The 16,422-nt window shown below is 58.3% G+C and carries 18 protein-coding genes; 3 read left to right on the top strand and 15 right to left on the bottom strand.

Features of this window, described 5'->3' with window-relative positions:
* The first annotated feature begins 19 nt into the window (after positions 1-19).
* Positions 20-721: an SDR family NAD(P)-dependent oxidoreductase gene (locus tag ACRZ96_RS00565; RefSeq protein WP_480705177.1), complete on the top strand. Its 702-nt coding sequence runs from the start codon at positions 20-22 to the stop codon at positions 719-721.
* Here ACRZ96_RS00565 and ACRZ96_RS00560 read toward each other — a convergent pair.
* The 10 genes from ACRZ96_RS00560 to yajC form a co-directional block, all read right to left on the bottom strand.
* The gene (locus ACRZ96_RS00560) at positions 716-1,258 is read right to left on the bottom strand and encodes a DsbE family thiol:disulfide interchange protein (protein WP_170396396.1); all 543 of its coding nucleotides are present in this window, start codon (positions 1,256-1,258) and stop codon (positions 716-718) included. The two genes, ACRZ96_RS00565 and ACRZ96_RS00560, sit on opposite strands and share 6 nt — an antisense overlap.
* A complete protein-coding gene (gene ccmD / locus ACRZ96_RS00555; RefSeq protein WP_010442050.1) occupies positions 1,251-1,409 on the bottom strand; it encodes a heme exporter protein CcmD in 159 nt (52 codons plus the stop codon). Before ccmD ends, ACRZ96_RS00560 begins: the two co-directional genes overlap by 8 nt.
* A complete protein-coding gene (locus ACRZ96_RS00550; protein ID WP_170396395.1) occupies positions 1,406-2,179 on the bottom strand; it encodes a heme ABC transporter permease in 774 nt (257 codons plus the stop codon). The genes ccmD and ACRZ96_RS00550 overlap by 4 nt, the downstream gene beginning before the upstream one ends.
* Before the next feature lie 61 nt (positions 2,180-2,240).
* Positions 2,241-2,897: a heme exporter protein CcmB gene (ccmB, locus tag ACRZ96_RS00545; protein WP_170396393.1), complete on the bottom strand. Its 657-nt coding sequence runs from the start codon at positions 2,895-2,897 to the stop codon at positions 2,241-2,243.
* Complete coding sequence (gene ccmA, locus ACRZ96_RS00540) at positions 2,894-3,508, bottom strand: heme ABC exporter ATP-binding protein CcmA (protein ID WP_480705179.1); 615 nt, start codon at positions 3,506-3,508, stop codon at positions 2,894-2,896. The genes ccmB and ccmA overlap by 4 nt, the downstream gene beginning before the upstream one ends.
* Positions 3,509-3,638: 130 nt before the next feature.
* Positions 3,639-3,992, bottom strand: a complete 354-nt coding sequence (locus tag ACRZ96_RS00535) for an Mth938-like domain-containing protein (protein WP_480705181.1) — start codon at positions 3,990-3,992, stop codon at positions 3,639-3,641.
* Between the two features lie 10 nt (positions 3,993-4,002).
* Entirely contained in the window at positions 4,003-4,749 is a 747-nt protein-coding gene (locus ACRZ96_RS00530; RefSeq protein WP_480705183.1) for a TSUP family transporter, read from the bottom strand.
* Positions 4,742-5,710 carry a protein translocase subunit SecF gene (secF, locus tag ACRZ96_RS00525; protein WP_170396385.1) on the bottom strand — a complete coding sequence of 323 codons (969 nt, stop codon included), beginning with the start codon at positions 5,708-5,710 and terminating at the stop codon, positions 4,742-4,744. Before secF ends, ACRZ96_RS00530 begins: the two co-directional genes overlap by 8 nt.
* A 1-nt stretch (position 5,711) precedes the next feature.
* Entirely contained in the window at positions 5,712-7,373 is a 1,662-nt protein-coding gene (gene secD, locus ACRZ96_RS00520) for a protein translocase subunit SecD (protein ID WP_170403231.1), read from the bottom strand.
* A 33-nt stretch (positions 7,374-7,406) separates the two neighbouring features.
* Positions 7,407-7,694 carry a preprotein translocase subunit YajC gene (gene yajC / locus ACRZ96_RS00515; protein WP_155151194.1) on the bottom strand — a complete coding sequence of 96 codons (288 nt, stop codon included), beginning with the start codon at positions 7,692-7,694 and terminating at the stop codon, positions 7,407-7,409.
* Between the two features lie 192 nt (positions 7,695-7,886).
* Between yajC and ACRZ96_RS00510 the strand changes: the two genes are divergently transcribed.
* Both ACRZ96_RS00510 and serS read left to right on the top strand, forming a co-directional pair.
* Entirely contained in the window at positions 7,887-9,551 is a 1,665-nt protein-coding gene (locus tag ACRZ96_RS00510) for a mechanosensitive ion channel domain-containing protein (protein WP_170512878.1), read from the top strand.
* Positions 9,552-9,623: 72 nt separating this feature from the next.
* Positions 9,624-10,916, top strand: a complete 1,293-nt coding sequence (gene serS, locus ACRZ96_RS00505; RefSeq protein ID WP_170422274.1) for a serine--tRNA ligase — start codon at positions 9,624-9,626, stop codon at positions 10,914-10,916.
* Positions 10,917-10,968: 52 nt separating this feature from the next.
* Here the strand turns inward: serS and ACRZ96_RS00500 are convergent, their stop codons facing one another.
* The 5 genes from ACRZ96_RS00500 to ACRZ96_RS00480 form a co-directional block, all read right to left on the bottom strand.
* Positions 10,969-11,553, bottom strand: coding sequence for a helix-hairpin-helix domain-containing protein (locus ACRZ96_RS00500; RefSeq protein ID WP_480705185.1), 585 nt, complete (start codon positions 11,551-11,553; stop codon positions 10,969-10,971).
* Between the two features lie 88 nt (positions 11,554-11,641).
* Positions 11,642-12,628 carry a fatty acid desaturase gene (locus ACRZ96_RS00495; RefSeq protein WP_170396376.1) on the bottom strand — a complete coding sequence of 329 codons (987 nt, stop codon included), beginning with the start codon at positions 12,626-12,628 and terminating at the stop codon, positions 11,642-11,644.
* 163 nt (positions 12,629-12,791) lie between these two features.
* Positions 12,792-14,255, bottom strand: coding sequence for a ribosome biogenesis GTPase Der (gene der / locus ACRZ96_RS00490; RefSeq protein WP_480814135.1), 1,464 nt, complete (start codon positions 14,253-14,255; stop codon positions 12,792-12,794).
* Positions 14,256-14,304: 49 nt separating this feature from the next.
* A complete protein-coding gene (locus ACRZ96_RS00485) occupies positions 14,305-15,627 on the bottom strand; it encodes a PQQ-like beta-propeller repeat protein (RefSeq protein ID WP_480814134.1) in 1,323 nt (440 codons plus the stop codon).
* 40 nt (positions 15,628-15,667) lie between these two features.
* Positions 15,668-16,339 (bottom strand): hypothetical protein, encoded by a 672-nt coding sequence (locus ACRZ96_RS00480; protein ID WP_170396370.1) that lies wholly within the window; start codon positions 16,337-16,339, stop codon positions 15,668-15,670.
* Positions 16,340-16,422: the final 83 nt, after the last annotated feature.

The raw sequence follows: 16,422 nt of genomic DNA, 5'->3' as shown, positions 1-16,422 counted from the left end.
TTACCGATTTCCTACGATTATGGACAAAGTCGCATTGATAACCGGCGGTGCACGCGGAATTGGGCGTGCAATCGTCGAAGACCTCAGCCGTGATCACCGCGTCGCGTTTACTTGGTTGTCGAGTAAACCCACGCCCGAGCTACTGGGTGGGGATGTTCTGGCCATACGCTCTGATCTATCTGCGCCCGACCAGCCGGCTAGCGTGATTTCGCAGGTGATCGAGAGGTTTGGACGGCTGGATGTGATCGTCAACAATGCCGGCCTTGTGAAATCTACCCCCAAAGAGGAATTTCGGGCCGAGGACCACCGCGCCATTCTGGATTTGAACCTGCTGGCCCCCGCCGCATTGTTGGCTGCTGCGCTACCACATCTGAAACGCGACGCCTCAATCGTCAGTATCTCATCCATGAACGCGGTCTTACCGCCTCGAGATGCGGTGACCTATGGGGCAAGCAAGGCCGCCCTGAATCTATGGACCCATGCCATGGCAAAGGAGCTTGGGCCAAAGGGGATACGCGTTAATGCAGTCGCGCCGGGTGCGATCAACATCCCCGAAGCGCCCCGGTCTGAGGAGTTGACCGCGCTGTTTATCAAAGAAACCGCTTTAGGTCGCGCGGGAAAGCCCGAGGATATCGCCAAAGTCGTCAGGTTTCTGGCGTCCGATGCCGCATCCTTCATCACTGGTGAGGTTCTGGGCGTCACCGGTGGCTATCGCTTATGAGCCACCTGCGGCTTTCTCAAGCGCTGGGCGGATCGTGCTTTCGATCACCCGCTGAGTGACCGGACCAGCCCAGCGCAGGATGATCGTGCCCTCACCGTCGATCACATAGGTTTCGGGCACACCGTAGACGCCCCAGTCCAGCCCCATTCGGCCCTGTTCATCCCGACCGATACCGGCATAGGGATCGCCCAGTTCAGCAAGAAATCCTTCGGCGTTGTCCAGTTGATCTTTGTAGTTGATACCATAGACGGGGATACCCTCGTCAGACAGAGCCTGCAGATTGGGGTGTTCGACGCGGCATGGTGCACACCAACTGGCCCAGTAGTTGACCAGCTTGACCTCGCCATCACGCAATGTGGCATCATCGAAGCCCGGTTTGCCCGCGAACTCGGTCAGTACAACCGGCGGCGCTGGCTGACCCTCGCGCGCTGAGGGCAAGGCGTTGGGGTCGTCACGGAACATGCCGATGCCCGCGAGCACAGCGAAGGCGCCGAAAATCAGCGGAGGCGCGATCATCAGGGGCGAAATCTTAGCCATTGCGTGACATCCTTTGTTCAACCTTCTCCATCTCGGCCCGTACCTTACGGCCCCGGATCACGCTGAAACCCACCAATGCGATCAGAAGTCCGATTGATACGACATAGGACCACAAGACGGTATCGGCATATTTTCCAAGATCAGGGATCATCCGCTCACCCTTTCACGCGCCATAAGCGCCTTGGTCCGGCGGGCGCGAATTTCTGTGCCCGTACGATAGAAGACCAGCGCAATGAACAGCAGTACAAAGCCGATGATGCAGAGCAGCAGTGGATAGAAGTAGATATTGCTTACCTTCTCCTCAGTATCCGTGCCTGTGATCGCCCCGGCGCGCATCACCGAAGCCCCCTGATGCAGCCCCTGATTCCAGAAGTTCACCGCATACCGGCTGAGGAACGCAAAGACAGAACCCACAAGGCAAAGGACCGAGGTCAGGTCCGCCGCTGTATCCGGATCTTCGATCGCTTCCCAAAGCGCGACATAACCTAGATAGAACAGGAACAGGATCAGGAACGATGTCAGGCGCGGGTCCCAGGCCCACCATGTCCCCCACATGGGCTGCCCCCAGATCGCTCCGGTGGCCAATGCGATCAGCGTCATCACGATGCCAATGGGCGCAGCGGCACGGGCAGCCAGCGCACTGACATGGTGGCGACGCACCAACCAGACCAGCGAAGTTGCCAGCATCATCAGCCAGCAATTGATCGCCATCAACGCGGCGGGCACATGCAAATAGATGATCTTTACGGTCGAGCCTTGCTTGTAGTCATCCGGGGTGAAGAAAAAGCCCCAGATCAATCCGACGACCAGACAAAGACCTGAGCTGATCCAGAAGAACGGAAGGACCCGTTCGCTGGTCGCGAGGAACTTACGCGGGTTGGCGTATTCCCAAAGGGCATTGGCTTTGGCTGCGATTGTCATGGGCTCTATCTAGTCCGAGTCGGCGTGGTTCTCAATTGACCTCAGTCAAGCTTTGTGGCCATCACCTAAGATTGATGCGCAGTACCGCTGCGCTGGCAAAGGGTAAAAGTGCGACCGTTGCGGCGGTAATCCCTGCCAGCATTAGCAGGGGCGTTTGCGTCTCCATGCCTGTCGCACCGCGTCGGGCGACCTCGGCTCCGAAGATCAAAGTCGGCACGTAGAGCGGCAAAACCAGAAGCGACAGTAGCAGACCGCCCCGTTTTAGACCAACAGTAAGGGCCGCGCCAAAGGTGCCGATAACGCTCATCGCCGGAGTACCGAGGAGCAGTGAGATCACTAGCCACGAAAACCCGGGTACAGGCAGGTTTAGCAACACGCCTAGGAACGGCGCGGCCAGAACCAGCGGCAATCCGGTGGTTAGCCAATGGGCTAGCGCTTTGACGGTAACAACCGATTCCAACGGAAGCGGCGCGGTCGCGAGCAGATCAAGCGAGCCGTCTTCCCAATCCAGCGCCAGAAGGCGATCAAGTGACAGCAGACACGCCAAAAGCGCGCCAAGCCAAAGAACGCCCGGAGCGATGGTCGAAAGCAGCGAAGATTGCGGGCCAACCGAGAATGGCACCAGAACGGTGACGATCAGGAAGAAAGCAAGACCGAGACCAAAGCCACCCCCCGCACGGAAGGCCAATTTCAGATCACGCAGCAATAAGGCGATCACAAGAAACCTCCGTCGAAATCGTCGATGGGCTTGGGCTTGGCCTTGTTGGGGCCAACGTCCAGAACCTCTCCGTCCAAGCCAAGATCAATATGGGTCGCGATCAGGGCCGAACCACCCTGCCCCAGATGCGCGCGCACCGCATCCGCAAACATCTGCACGGCGTGACGATCCAGCGAGACCGTCGGCTCGTCCAGCATCCAGATCGGGCGGCCAGTAACCAACATACGCGCCAATCCCAGACGCCGTTTCTGCCCCGCCGAAAGGTTGCCCGCATGGCGGTCAGCCAACTCGTTCAGCTCAAACGCATCAAGGGCGTGCTGGATATCACGGGTGCCAAAGACCGACGCCCAGAAGTTGAGGTTTTCGACAACGGTCAGGGTCGGTTTTAACCCGTCGGAATGGGACGCGTATGCGATCTGTTCTTCTGCCCCGTCGATTTGCCCTGCCAGCGGCGGTTGCAGGCCCGCAAGCGTACGCAGTAATGTTGTCTTTCCGATTCCATTCGGCCCCCGCAGGATCAGCGCCCTTCCTGCCTCAAGCGAGAAGCTCAGCCCTTCGAGCACGGGAACTCCGCCGCGTGCGATGGCCAGATCGGTTACCTTTAAAGTCATGAAGCCCGCTTAGCGGATTGTGCGTGTGGGCAAAAGGTCGGAATTGCCGCAGAGCGGCTGGTCGGGTCGCAGTGAGGGGCCAGCCCCTCACACTCCCCAGGATATTTTTAGCCAGAGCAAGAACAGATCCTCAGACCGGGATCAGCGCAAGCGCAACGCGGCGGCCTTCGGAAAGCAGCACGTTGTAGGTGCGGCAGGCCGCCGGAGAGTTCATGATTTCGACACCCAGACCTGCCTCTTCCAATGTGGTGCGCAAGTCGGCTGGGATGTGGGTCAGTTCTTTGCCCGTACCGATGAACAGAACATCGACATGTTCGGACAAGGCCAGCAGGGTCTGGGCGTCGGGGTAACCCGCCCAAGCCGATGTACCGGTGGGGCCGGTCAGGACTGCCCCATCATGAACCTCCCCGCCTATCCGAAAGAACCCGGGGCCATAGCCATCAACCGGCTGAGCATTTGTATATGTGATCTCGTTCAGGCGCATGTGCAGGGTTCTAGCCCCAAAGCGGCAGGCCGGACAAGGCCGCTGTTGCAATCACCAGATAGGCTGCGGCGCGGTAGAGGTTCTCGTACTCGGGTCGGAACATCCAGCCCCCCAGCCAGTTGCCCGCGATGTTGGGAACCGCAAGCGCAAGGCCCAATCCGATGCTCGCGATCGAAAGACGCCCCATCCCACCGAGATATCCAAGGATCAGCAAATCGAAAGCAAACAGGAACAGTAGGATCGTCGCGCGGATGATCTCAACCGGTAAGGGCCGTGACATATAAAACAGGATGACAGCAGGCCCCGGTATCCCGGCTACCCCGCCCAGTAGCCCTGCAGCCCCGCCGATCGCAGCAACCATGCCACGCGATACCGCTCCCCGGTAGCGCAGACCAAAAACCAGAACGGCCAGCATCGACAATGAAATCAGGCTGACGATATAGCGAAACACTTCGGGATCGGTCCGGGTTAGCAGCCATAAGCCAACCGGTAGAAGTAGCGCGCACCCGACCAAAAGGCGCATCAGATCTGCCTTGTCAACAACCGTCCCTGCGCGGCGCAGGTTCGGGATCGGGCCAAATATGTCCATGACCGTCAGCGCGATGATGGCACCGAAGGGGCCAAGATACGGGCTGGCGATGGGCAGGAAGATCAGGGCAGTCCCAAAGCCGGAGAACCCGCGCACGATGCCCCCAACAAAGGCGGCGAAAATAATAACGGCCAGACCGGTTGGGGTCTGGCCGAAATACTCAGGCATCAATGTTGGCAAACTGGTTGCCCGCCGTATTCGACGGCTTCGACCAGTCGCGCTTGACCCCCAGCCACAGCAGGATGGTCGAGGCCACGAAGACCGACGAATAGGTCCCGACGATCACGCCCCAGATCATCGCGAAGACAAAGCCTCGGATCACGTCTCCGCCCAGTACATAGAGCGAGATCAGCGCCAGCAGCGTGGTCACAGAGGTCATCACCGTCCGGCTGAGCGTTTCGTTGATCGAGATGTTCAGCACCTCTTTGAGGTCTTTCTTCTTGTACTTCCGCAGGTTTTCGCGAACCCGGTCGAAGACGACCACGGTGTCGTTCAGCGAATAGCCGACGATAGTCAGTAGAGCGGCGATGATCGCCAGGTCAAAACGGATTTGTAGTTCCGAGAAGATGCCGATTGTCAGGATCACGTCATGCACCAACGCGGCGACCGCCCCGAGTGCGAACTGCCATTCGAACCTGAGCCAGATATAGACAAGCACTGCGCCAATCGCCAAGGCGACCGCAATGACCGCGGTCTGGATCAACTCACCCGAAACCTTGGGGCCAACCGATTCTACCGAGACGAACTGGATATCCGGCGCGGCAACGGTCAGCGCTTCTTCGACGGCTGTGACGGTTGCGGCCGCCACCGCTTCGGCCCCGTCCTGTGCCTGAATGCGGATCATCGCGACGTTTTCATCCTCGCCAAAGGTGGGATCAAAAATCTCGGTGATAGTCACATCGCCAAGCTCTAGCGGCGCGATGGCGTCGCGATAGGCGCCGACGTCGATCTCTTGCGCGCTTTGGGTCCGGATCGTGGTGCCGCCGCGAAAGTCGATGCCGAAGTTCAGCCCTTGCAGCAGGAATGACGTGAATGCGATCACCATCATCAAACCCGAGATGCCCAGCCAGACCTTCCAACGGCTAAAGAAATCGAACGAGGTGTTTTGGGGTACGAGTTTCAGTCTCATGTCAAACCTCGATCGTTTTCGGACGGCGGCGTTCGAACCACATCACGATCATCAGACGCGTCACAAAGATCGCGGTGAAGACCGAGGTCAGAATACCCAGACCAAGCGTAATGGAGAAGCCGCGCACGGGACCACTGCCCATGGCAAACAGGATGGTTGCGGTAATGAATGTGGTCACGTTTGCGTCCAGAATGGCCGAAAGCGCTTTTTCGTATCCCAGCTCGATGGCACGCGCCGGACCTTTGGCAGATTTCAGTTCCTCGCGGATACGCTCGAAGATCAGCACGTTGGCGTCAACTGCCATGCCGACGGTCAGCACGATACCCGCGATCCCGGGCAAGGTCAGCGTGGCGCCGATCAGTGAGAGCAGGCCAAACAAAAGCCCCACGTTCAGGATCAGCGCAATATTGGCGAAGATGCCGAACAGGCCGTAGCTTAGAGCCATGAATACCAACACGGCGACAAAGGCCACGATTGTCGCGACTTTGCCTGCGTCGATACTGTCCTGACCCAGCTCAGGGCCGATGGTGCGCTCTTCGAGGAAGTCCAGACCTGCAGGCAAGGCACCTGCGCGCAGCAGAACGGCCAAATTGGTGCTTTCTTCAACTGTGAAGTTGCCAGTGATGATGCCCGAACCACCTGGGATATGGCTTTGGATTACAGGGGCCGAGATCACCTCGTCATCCAGGACGATAGCAAAGGGTGCGCCAATGTTTTCTAGCGTGTAATCGCCGAATTTGCGCGCGCCAGAGGTGTTGAACCGGAAGCTGACCGCAGGGCGGCCGTTCTGGTCGAAGGATGGCTGCGCGTCGACCAATTCTTCACCGGTCACGACGGGTGCGGCGTCCAGAGTGTAGTACACACCATCTTCATCGATCGATGGCACAAGCTTCTCACCAACGCCCGGAATGGCATCCGGGTCAGTCCCGCGCCCAACGACAGGATTGAACGTCAACTGTGCCGTCGTGCCGATAATCTCTTTGAGCTCCCCGGCGCTGCCGATGCCGGGCACCTGTATCAGGATACGATCAGCGCCCTGACGCTGGATCGTTGGTTCGCGTGTGCCAACCTCGTCGATCCGACGGCGGATGATCTCAAGGGACTGGCGCACGGTGCGGTCATCCGAAGCAAGCTTTTCGGCCTCGGACAGTTGGACAACGATAGTGTCCCCCTCAGCGCGGGCCTCTATATCTGTTGCCCCTGCCCCGGTCAGCGTCTGCACCTGTCGGGCTAGACCGCGCACAACCTCTAATGCGCGGGACATGCCCTCGGGTTGGCTGATGCGCACGCGAATCTCGTCAGGCGCCGAATCCTGACGGCGGATCGTGCCGACCGTCGCGCGTTCATCACGCAGCGCGTCGCGGATTTCGGGCCACATCGCCTCCATCCGGGATTCGTAGACATCATCAACCTTGACCTCGGCAAGCAAATGCGCGCCGCCGCGCAAGTCGAGCCCGAGATTGACCAGAGACGACGGCAGCCAGTTCGGCCATTGCGCGGCCTCGGCCTGCATTTCAGGTGTATCAATGCCCAGCTCAATCGCAGCCTTGGCATCGTTAGATTGTTCTACGCGCGTATAAAACGCATTCGGCAGGGCAAGGAACAGACCGATCACACAGACCGACCAGATCAGAACCCGCTTCCAGGAATCAATTTGCAGCATTACCCTGCCTTTTCAAGGAATTGTCGCGCGAAGTTACTTCGCAGGTTCGGTCTTGTTCAGAACCTGAGCGATGGTCGATTTCACCACGCGAACCTTAACGCCCTCGGCGATCTCGACTTCGATCTCGTTATCGCCTTCCTTGACCTTCGACACCTTGCCGATCAGCCCGCCTTGGGTGACAACCTGATCGCCCCGGCGCACGGCTTCGACCATGGCCTGATGTTCCTTCATCTTTTTCTGCTGCGGACGGATCAGCAGAAAATACATAATCGCGAAGATCAGGATCAGCGGGAGAAACTGGGCGATTGCGCCACCTTCCATGGGATATTCCTTTGTTCTGATGATGCAGAGAGCTCTCTGCAAAGTTTGCGGGAACCTATGCTTTGAAACATGGGTTTGCAAGCAAACCTGGCCCCATTTCGACCATCGGGTTCAAAGGTTTGCTGCCGGACGTTGCAGATATGTTCTAGGCAGACCCTTCCAGTCAGATATAGTCCTGTGGCAGGAGGCCTAATGATTCAATCAATCCAGACCCTTGGCGCGTTTGTTCGCCTGATGCTCGTGACAGCCTGTTTAGGTCTTCTGGCGTCGCCCGTATGGGCACAGAACGCCACTAGCGAAGAGCCTGCTATAGAAGACACTGAGTCAGAGATTTTTCAGGCTCCGGTTATCGTTGACGGCGACACCTTGTTTCACCTGCGCGGCTCCAGCGCACTGCCCGCACCGGAACGGGCCGCGGGTGTACAGAACAAGATAATCGAAATCGCCGAGGCCTCAGACGCCGAGCAGGTCTCTATAACCTTCGAGGACTCAGAGTTCGGCATTCGAATCTTTGCCGATGGTGTTCAAGTTTCGATCGTGACCGATGCCGATTCCGAGCTTGAGCAGATGGACTTGAACGTTCTCAGTTTGTTGCACGGCGACGCTATTAAACAATCCATTGAAAGCTATCGCGCAAACCGCACCGAACAGGCGCGTGTTTCGGGTGCCATCGAAGCCTTAGCATGGACAGCTGGATTCGCGCTTTTTGTCGTCGTTATCCTGTGGCTGCACCGGCGCATTCGCCGCCGTACGCTGAAACTGGTCAAGCGTTACCTCAAGGATGTCGAAACCGCGACCGCCAAAAGTGTTCAGGCCGAGGCCATCGCCGCGTTGATCCGGTATGCTCTGAATTTTGTCCTGCTGGTGATCTTTTTCCTCGGCTTCTACTACTACCTCTCCTTCGTTCTGCTTGCCTTTGCCGAGACGCGCTATTTCGCGCAACTCCTGCTGACCTACTTGACCGAGCCGGTCCTGCTGATCTTCAAAGGAATCCTCAGCTACATCCCAAACCTGATCATGTTGATACTGATCGCATGGATAACGCTGTATATTATCCGGGGCATGCGTGTGTTCTTTGACGCCGTCGAGGCGGGAACCTTTGACATGGGCGATTTTGAAAGCCACTGGGTGAACCCGACCTTCAACATCGCCCGCGTCGTCGTTATCCTGATCGCTCTGGTCTTTGCTGTCCCTTACATCCCCGGATCAGATTCGGCGGCGTTTCAGGGGCTGACGATTCTGGTTGGTGCCATGCTGTCGCTGGGCGCAAACTCGGTCGTGTCGAACATGCTGGCGGGGCTCTTCGTGATCTATCGCCGCTCAACCTCGATTGGGGATCGGATCCAGATCGGGGACCATATTGGCGATGTGGTGCAGATCAAGTTGATGGAGACGCATCTGAAGTCCATCAAGAATGAACTGATCTCGATCCCGAACGCCCAATTGATGAATTCGGACGTGGTGAATTTCTCAAAAAGAACAGACGGTAGCGGGTTGCTGCTGCATACGACCGTCGGGATTGGCTATGAAGAGCCGCCCGAAAAGATCGAAGCGATGCTGATCGAGGCAGCCCATCGCACCAAGGGAATCAAGGCCAAGCCCGAACCCTTTGTTTTATGGACCGCATTGGCCGATTACGCGATCAACTATCAGATCAATGGTTATACCACTCGGGGCAGTATCATCCCGAAAATCCGCTCGGACTTACATCGCAACATCGTGGCCGTGTTCAATGAGAATAACGTGCAGATCATGACACCTTCGTACATGGCCGACCCGCCCGAGCCGAAGATCCCAGCCGAAGAGTGGGATGGCCATCTGGCACATGAAACACATGAGGACGCGGATAAGTCGTAACCGGTGCTACACCCTGCCATTCAGATGGTGCATAAGCGGATTCAGTGATTCACGCAGTTAAGGATCTGAACCATGCACGACATCCGCGCCATACGCGAAAACCCAGCCGCCTTCGACGCCGCCCTTGCGCGCCGTGGGGACGCGCCGGTGTCGTCAGACTTGCTGAGGCTGGACGAAAGCCGCCGCGCCAAGATTCTGGCTGCTGAGACAGCGCAGGCCGAGCAGAACAAGGCCTCCAAAGAGGTTGGCGCTGCCAAAGGGCGCGGGGATGAAGCTGAATTCGAACGCCTGCGCGCTCTGGTCGCCGAGAAAAAGGCCGAAGTGGCCCGGATGCAGACCGAGGCCAAGGATCTGGACGCTCTGCTGGCCGACCAGCTGATCCGCATCGCGAACCTGCCCGCCGAGGATGTGCCCGAAGGCGCGGATGAGAACGACAATGTCGAAATCAACCGCTGGGGCACACCACGCGAATTGGATTTCGCGCCGAAAGAGCATTTTGAAATCGATGCCGTTCAGAATGGCATGGATTTTGAGACGGCTGCCAAACTCTCCGGCTCGCGCTTTGTGCTGCTGTCGGGCGGCGTCGCTCGCATCCACCGCGCTTTGGCGCAGTTCATGCTGGACACGCATATCAATGAGAACGGGCTGACCGAGGTCAACGGCCCGGTTCTGGTTCTCTCGGAAATGATGCAGGGCACCGGCCAGTTGCCGAAGTTTGGCGAGGACAGCTATCAAACCCGCGAAGGCTGGTGGCTGATCCCGACTTCCGAGGTTTCACTGACCAACATCGTCAACGACACGATGATCGAGGAAAGCTATCTTCCCCGCCGCTATACCGCCCATTCCCTGTGCTTCCGGTCCGAGGCTGGATCGGCGGGCAAGGACACACGCGGGATGCTGCGGCAGCACCAGTTCGAAAAGGTCGAGATGGTCTCGGTCACCCATCCGGACAAGTCGGATGATGAACAGAAACGTATGCTGCGCTGCGCCGAAGGCATTCTCGAAAAGCTGGGCATCCCCTATCGCACCGTGATCTTGTGCACCGGCGACATGGGCTTTGGTGCACGACGCACTTACGACATCGAGGCGTGGCTGCCGGGCCAGAACACTTATCGCGAGATCAGCTCGGTCTCGACATGCGGGGATTTTCAGGCGCGCCGCATGAATGCGCGCTTCCGGCCCGAGGCCGGGGGAAAGCCAGAATATGTCCATACCCTGAATGGTTCGGGCCTGGCCGTGGGGCGCTGCCTGATAGCTGTGTTGGAAAATGGTCAGAACACGGATGGGACGGTCACCCTGCCCGAGGTTCTGGCACCCTATCTGGGCGGCAAGCTAACCCTTCAAACCAACGGCACGCTGACTTAAAAAAACCGGCGCATTCAGGCGCCGGTTCCCGATCGGATAAGGCGGAGAAGTATCACTTCTTCGCCTTTTTCTTATCTTTCTTCTTTCCGGGCTTCTTGTCGGACTTCTTCTTATCGTCCTTCTTTTTGGCGTCCTTTTTCTTAACGTCTTTTTTGGGCTTCTTGTTTTTCTTACCCTTCTTGGCCTTTTCCTTGACCTTTTCCTTGGCTTTGGAAAACACCGCCTCCATTTCAGACTTCTTCTTGGCCGCCTTTTCAGCCTTGGCCTTGGCTTTCGCCTTTTTCTTTGCCTTGGCCTCGGCAGCGGCCTGTTCTGCCGCCGCGCGCTCCTTTGCCGCCTTACGCTCGGCCTCGGCCTTGTTCGCAGCCGCATTGCTTTTGGCTGTCGCGCGCTGCACAGCCGATTTCCGCTCTGCAGGCTTGCGGGTAGCAGCGCGACGCGCGGGCTTGGGCTTGGCACCGACGACTTCTTTCGCAGCCGCGATCAGCTTAGCTGCGCGGGTGGAACCGACGCGCGGGGTGCCGGACAGATCTTCCGGTTTGGCCTTGGCAATGGCTTCTGCTGTTTTGTAGCCCTTTGCATTCAATGCCTTAGCAAGCGCTGGCCCTACGCCACGCACCTCAGTAACTGCGGTCATTTCGTTTCCTTTCGTTAACTCCCCCAGATTGTAAATGCACAGCACATACGTTCCTGAGAGAGCGCCAATTCAAGAATTAGATAGGAGGTTACCCGCTTTCGGCCAGGCGATGGCCTGCAGTTCGGCTGGGAAATGGGACAAGTCTTTTGGCGTCTTCATCCCATAGTTTCAGATTCAGCGCTGCCACTGCCTCGGGAAACTTGATCCGTCGCGGTGTATATTCTGGCGGCAGGTTATAGTGGCACGCGCGCAGCCGGTAAGATGGGATGCGGGCATTGAAATGGTGGATGTCATGCAATGTGATGCAGGCCACCGCATTATCGAACCACCAGCCGAAATCCAGCGCCGAGGACCCCTCCAACGCAGCCAGCTTTGGATCCAGCTCGGGGCGGCGATCCCAGTAGGTATCTTCGAAATTGTGCTGCAAATACACCAGGAACACCCCAAGCATCCCGCCCAGCAGCGAAAACACCAGCCAGACCAGAATGCCGGTGGCACCGGCGATCAAATACAGCAGTCCCAAAAACACAACAATCGAGAGGTTGTGCAGCACCACGCCCATCACACCGAACCGCACGGTGTTCTTTGGCCAGCGATAGCGGATGAAGTATGTGAACAGCGCGCCAACCGGCACTAGAATGAAGGGATTCCGATACAGTCGGTAAAACAAACGCTTTTTCCAATCCGCCTCGTTCCATTCGCGCAGCGTCATGGTGTGGATTTCACCGGTCTCGCGATGCTCGAGGTTGCCGATTCCGGCGTGATGCAGATTGTGGTTCTGCTTCATCACCTCGAACGGGGCAAATGTGAAGGGCGATAACCCATGGCCAGCCCATTCGTTCTGCTCGCGCGTCTCGAACAACGAATGGTGCCCGCAATCATGCTGCAGGACATAGAGACGCACGGCAGAGAAGGCAAAAACGATCCCCGCCGGGATCATGATGTACCAGCGGTCGACATAGGTGATCGCCAATGTAAGCGATGCGAAATACACCGCGAATGTTCCGAAATAACTGAGCGCGGCAAGCTTGTTGTCCTGCACCGCGTATTGTCTTGTATATTCTCTCAGATCCATCACGCCCGCTCCCCACGGAGGTCGACCAATCACAAATTCGAAATTAAGTGCGGAAATCCCGCAAACAAGCAGCACGTGCAAAACAAATGCACGCGCTTGAATGCTAGCGCGCAGAAACGGGGCTGTCACGCCCCCTCTCTGAAAATGCTGGAAATTAGCGCAGTTACGCCCGTCCCTTGAGATGCTTGGCCAGTGCGCCTGCGTTTTTCTTGCGCCGCCCTTTGTAGGGGTTCTTGTCCCCTTGCCCGCGCAAAGTCAGGCGGATAGGGGTGCCCGGCATATCAAAATCCTCGCGCAGGCCGTTGACCAGATAACGCGAATAGCTGTCAGGCATCTTGTCAGGGTGCGAGCACATGACCACAAACCCGGGCGGGCGGGTCTTGGCCTGCGTCATATACCGCAGCTTGATCCGGCGCCCCTGCGGGGCTGGCGGCGGGTGCTGTTCCAGCATGGCGGTCAGCCAACGGTTCAGCGCAGCGGTCGGCACGCGGCGGTTCCACACGTCATGGGCACGCAATATCGCGGCGCGCAAACGTTCCAAACCGCGGCCTGTTTTAGCGGAGACTGTGATCAGCGGCGCTCCACGCAACTGCGGCAGCAGACGTTCGAAGGATTCTTTCAGATCGCGCAGCTTTTCCTGTTTGTCTTCTTCGATGTCCCATTTGTTGACGGCGACGACCACAGCACGACCCTCACGTTCGGCCAGATCGGCAATGCGCAGATCCTGTTGCTCGAATGGGATAGCCGCATCCAGCAACACGACGACGACCTCGGCAAACTTGACTGCGCGCAGCCCGTCGGAAACCGAGAGTTTCTCAAGCTTCTCCTGCACCTTGGCCTTTTTGCGCATACCGGCGGTATCAAATATCCGCATCGGGGTGCTGCTGCCATCCGGGTCGGCCCAATCGATCTGCAAGCTAATCGCATCGCGGGTGATCCCTGCCTCGGGGCCGGTCAGCAGACGATCTTCGCCGATGATCTTGTTGATCAGCGTAGATTTCCCGGCATTCGGACGGCCAACTACAGCGACTTGCAGGGGTTTGTCAGCGGTGATGAGCGGGGCTTCGCCTTCCCCGTCTTCGTCCAGCTCGATATCGGTTTGCGGTGTCTCTTCTACGCGCGCCTCTTCAGCTGCGTCAGCCAGTGGCATCAACTGCGCATAGAGGTCCGTCATCCCCTCGCCATGTTCGCCCGACAGACGCACCGGCTCGCCAAGGCCTAGGTTGTATGCTTCAAGCACGCCCGCATCAGCCGCGTTCCCTTCGGCCTTGTTCGCTGCCAGGATCACGTGTTTGGAGCGCTTACGCAGAATCTCGGCGAACATTTCGTCCGTGGGCGTCAAGCCCACCCGCGCGTCAATCATGAACAGGCAGACATCGGCCATGTCCACTGCACGCTCGGTCAGGCGGCGCATCCGACCTTGCAAGCTGTCATCGGTTGCGTCCTCAAGACCCGCCGTGTCGATCACGGTAAAACGCAGATCGCCCAGCCGCCCTTCACCTTCGCGCAGGTCACGCGTCACGCCGGGCTGGTCGTCGACCAAAGCCAGGCGTTTGCCCACAAGGCGATTGAACAGAGTGGATTTGCCCACATTCGGGCGCCCCACGATGGCGAGGGTCAGCGACATGATACTCAACTTTCAAGACTCAAGATGCGCCCTTTAACGCATCTTGTCGTCAACGGAAAGCGTGCAGTTCGCCCTTGGTCGACACAACATACAGCGTCTGACCCGCCACAACCGGTGCCGTGGTCGCGCCACCCGGCACTTCGACCTGATGCACCAGCGCTCCGTCGACGGGATTGAAGAAGCGCAGATAGCCGTCGTTCGAAGCCACTACAAGGCGTCCACCGGCCATGATCGGGCCGTAATGGGCAAAGATCGGACCCCGGCGGCCCGGCTTGTTCTTGACGAAGCCCGGCAGATCGATGGCCCAGACAGTCGAGCCATCGGCTGCATCCAACCGTACTAATTGACTGCGATCACTGATCAGAAAAACACTGTTCCCCGCCGGCCAGACTGTATCAACCGCCCCCTCCGGTGCAGTCCAGTTCCGCTCACCCGAATTCCCGTCGAAGGAAACCGTGCGCCCCGAGTGGTTGCCGATTATGACCGAACCACCCGACACCATGGGCCCGGCGGTCACATCCACGATCTGAGCTGCCGCTCGGCCCCGACGCCCGCCTGCAACGGACGCGTTCCAGCGTAAAATACCGCCCCGGCGGAATGTTGCCGCGACATCACCCGATCCAAAGGCAAAGACTGACAGGTCCGAGGCAATCACGGGAGCAGGTGCACCCAGAACGTTGCCGACGCTCGGCGTGCCTTCGATTTGCCAGATGATCCGCCCATCCTTGGTATTCACCGCCCAACCGGTTTCGTCCCCGGCCACCAGATAGAGTATGCCGCCGCTAACCAAAGGAGCACCGCTGCCAGTTGCATTCAGACGTTTCTGCCACCTTTGCGCCCCGGATTTCGCATCGAGCGCGGTCAACCTACCGAAACCCGACGAGACATAAAGCACACCGTCGGCATAGGCGAGCCCTCCGCCTGTGGCATCCCCGTCCTTTTCATTCGGCGGGATAAGGTTTGTGCTCCAGGCGACCTGCCCTTGGGGCGTAACAGCCGAGACAATTGCCCCGGAATCGAGCGTATATATCAGGCCACCAGCAACAACAGGGTCTGCGGTGATCCGCTGTTTTCGGCTATCGCCGGACCCAATGTTAGCAGACCAAATACGCTGCGGTGTGGCACTCAGCGCTGCGTTTGTAGTGCGGAAGGCGGGTGTTCCCGCGCTTTGCGACCAGTTGGCGTTGCGGCTTTGAGCCGGAATACTGATCGGTTTGGCGCCACGGGTTTCAACGGTTTCGTTGTCGATGGAGGCACGAATATCCTCACGCTCACCCGGCAGAATGACTTCGGGTTCCTGACAGGCGCTGAGAACGGTGAGCGCGGCTGCCGCAACCGGCAATCCGAAGCCTGAGAAATAACGTGATAGCATAATCTACAAACTCGCCTGTGATGTTCCGTTTCGCTGCCGGTTAACCCTGCTGGTTCGCCACGGGCTCGGGTTCGCCCCCAAGCGCGACGATCAGTTGAGCCGCGCGCTGTTGCAGATCGACGCTGGCCTCGGCGTCCTGGCGCAACGCCTGCAAACGGTCCAAAGCGGCTTGCGTATTGCCCTCGGCCACATCGATCAGGGCCAATTGTTCTTCGGCGAGCAGACGCAAAGGAGCACCAGGTATGGCCAGCGCTTCGAACTGTTGACGACGATCCGCCACTGGCATCGTGTCAGTTTGCAGTAGCAATGCCTTGAAACTTGCAATCGCGCGATAGATTTCAGGCAAATCCCCCTGCGTGGCGATCGCGTTCAGACTGTTCACCGCATCTTGCGCCGATCCGGCCTCGGCCTGAGAGGCGGACAGCAACATGTTCAAAACCGCGTCACCGCCGACAGACGCAGCATCGATCGCCTGCAGGCTTTGTGCCCGTTCGGCCGATCCGTTTTCAGCCAGCGCCGACAGAATCGCATCACCCAGAGCCTCGGCCTGGTTGGTATCACGTGCTTTTCGGTATTCGTTGAACGCAGCGCCCCCGACAATGGCCACGACAGCCAGCACACCGACCCAGCCCCAACGGCGCAAAAGAAGGTACATGCGATCGCGGCGCACCTCTTCGGTGACCTCTTCAATAAAACTGTCGGCGTCGCTCATCCCTGCCCCCAGGCTTAAGTGTCCGGTTTTCTAGCGCCATGTCATACCCCGGCGATCAGGCCAAGCCAAGTGCCCGAATTCAT

It is taken from the genome of Ruegeria sp. CF1 (genome assembly GCF_056537445.1).
Note: the sequence above shows the minus strand (reverse complement) of the source record. Positions and strands in the feature narration are given on the sequence as shown.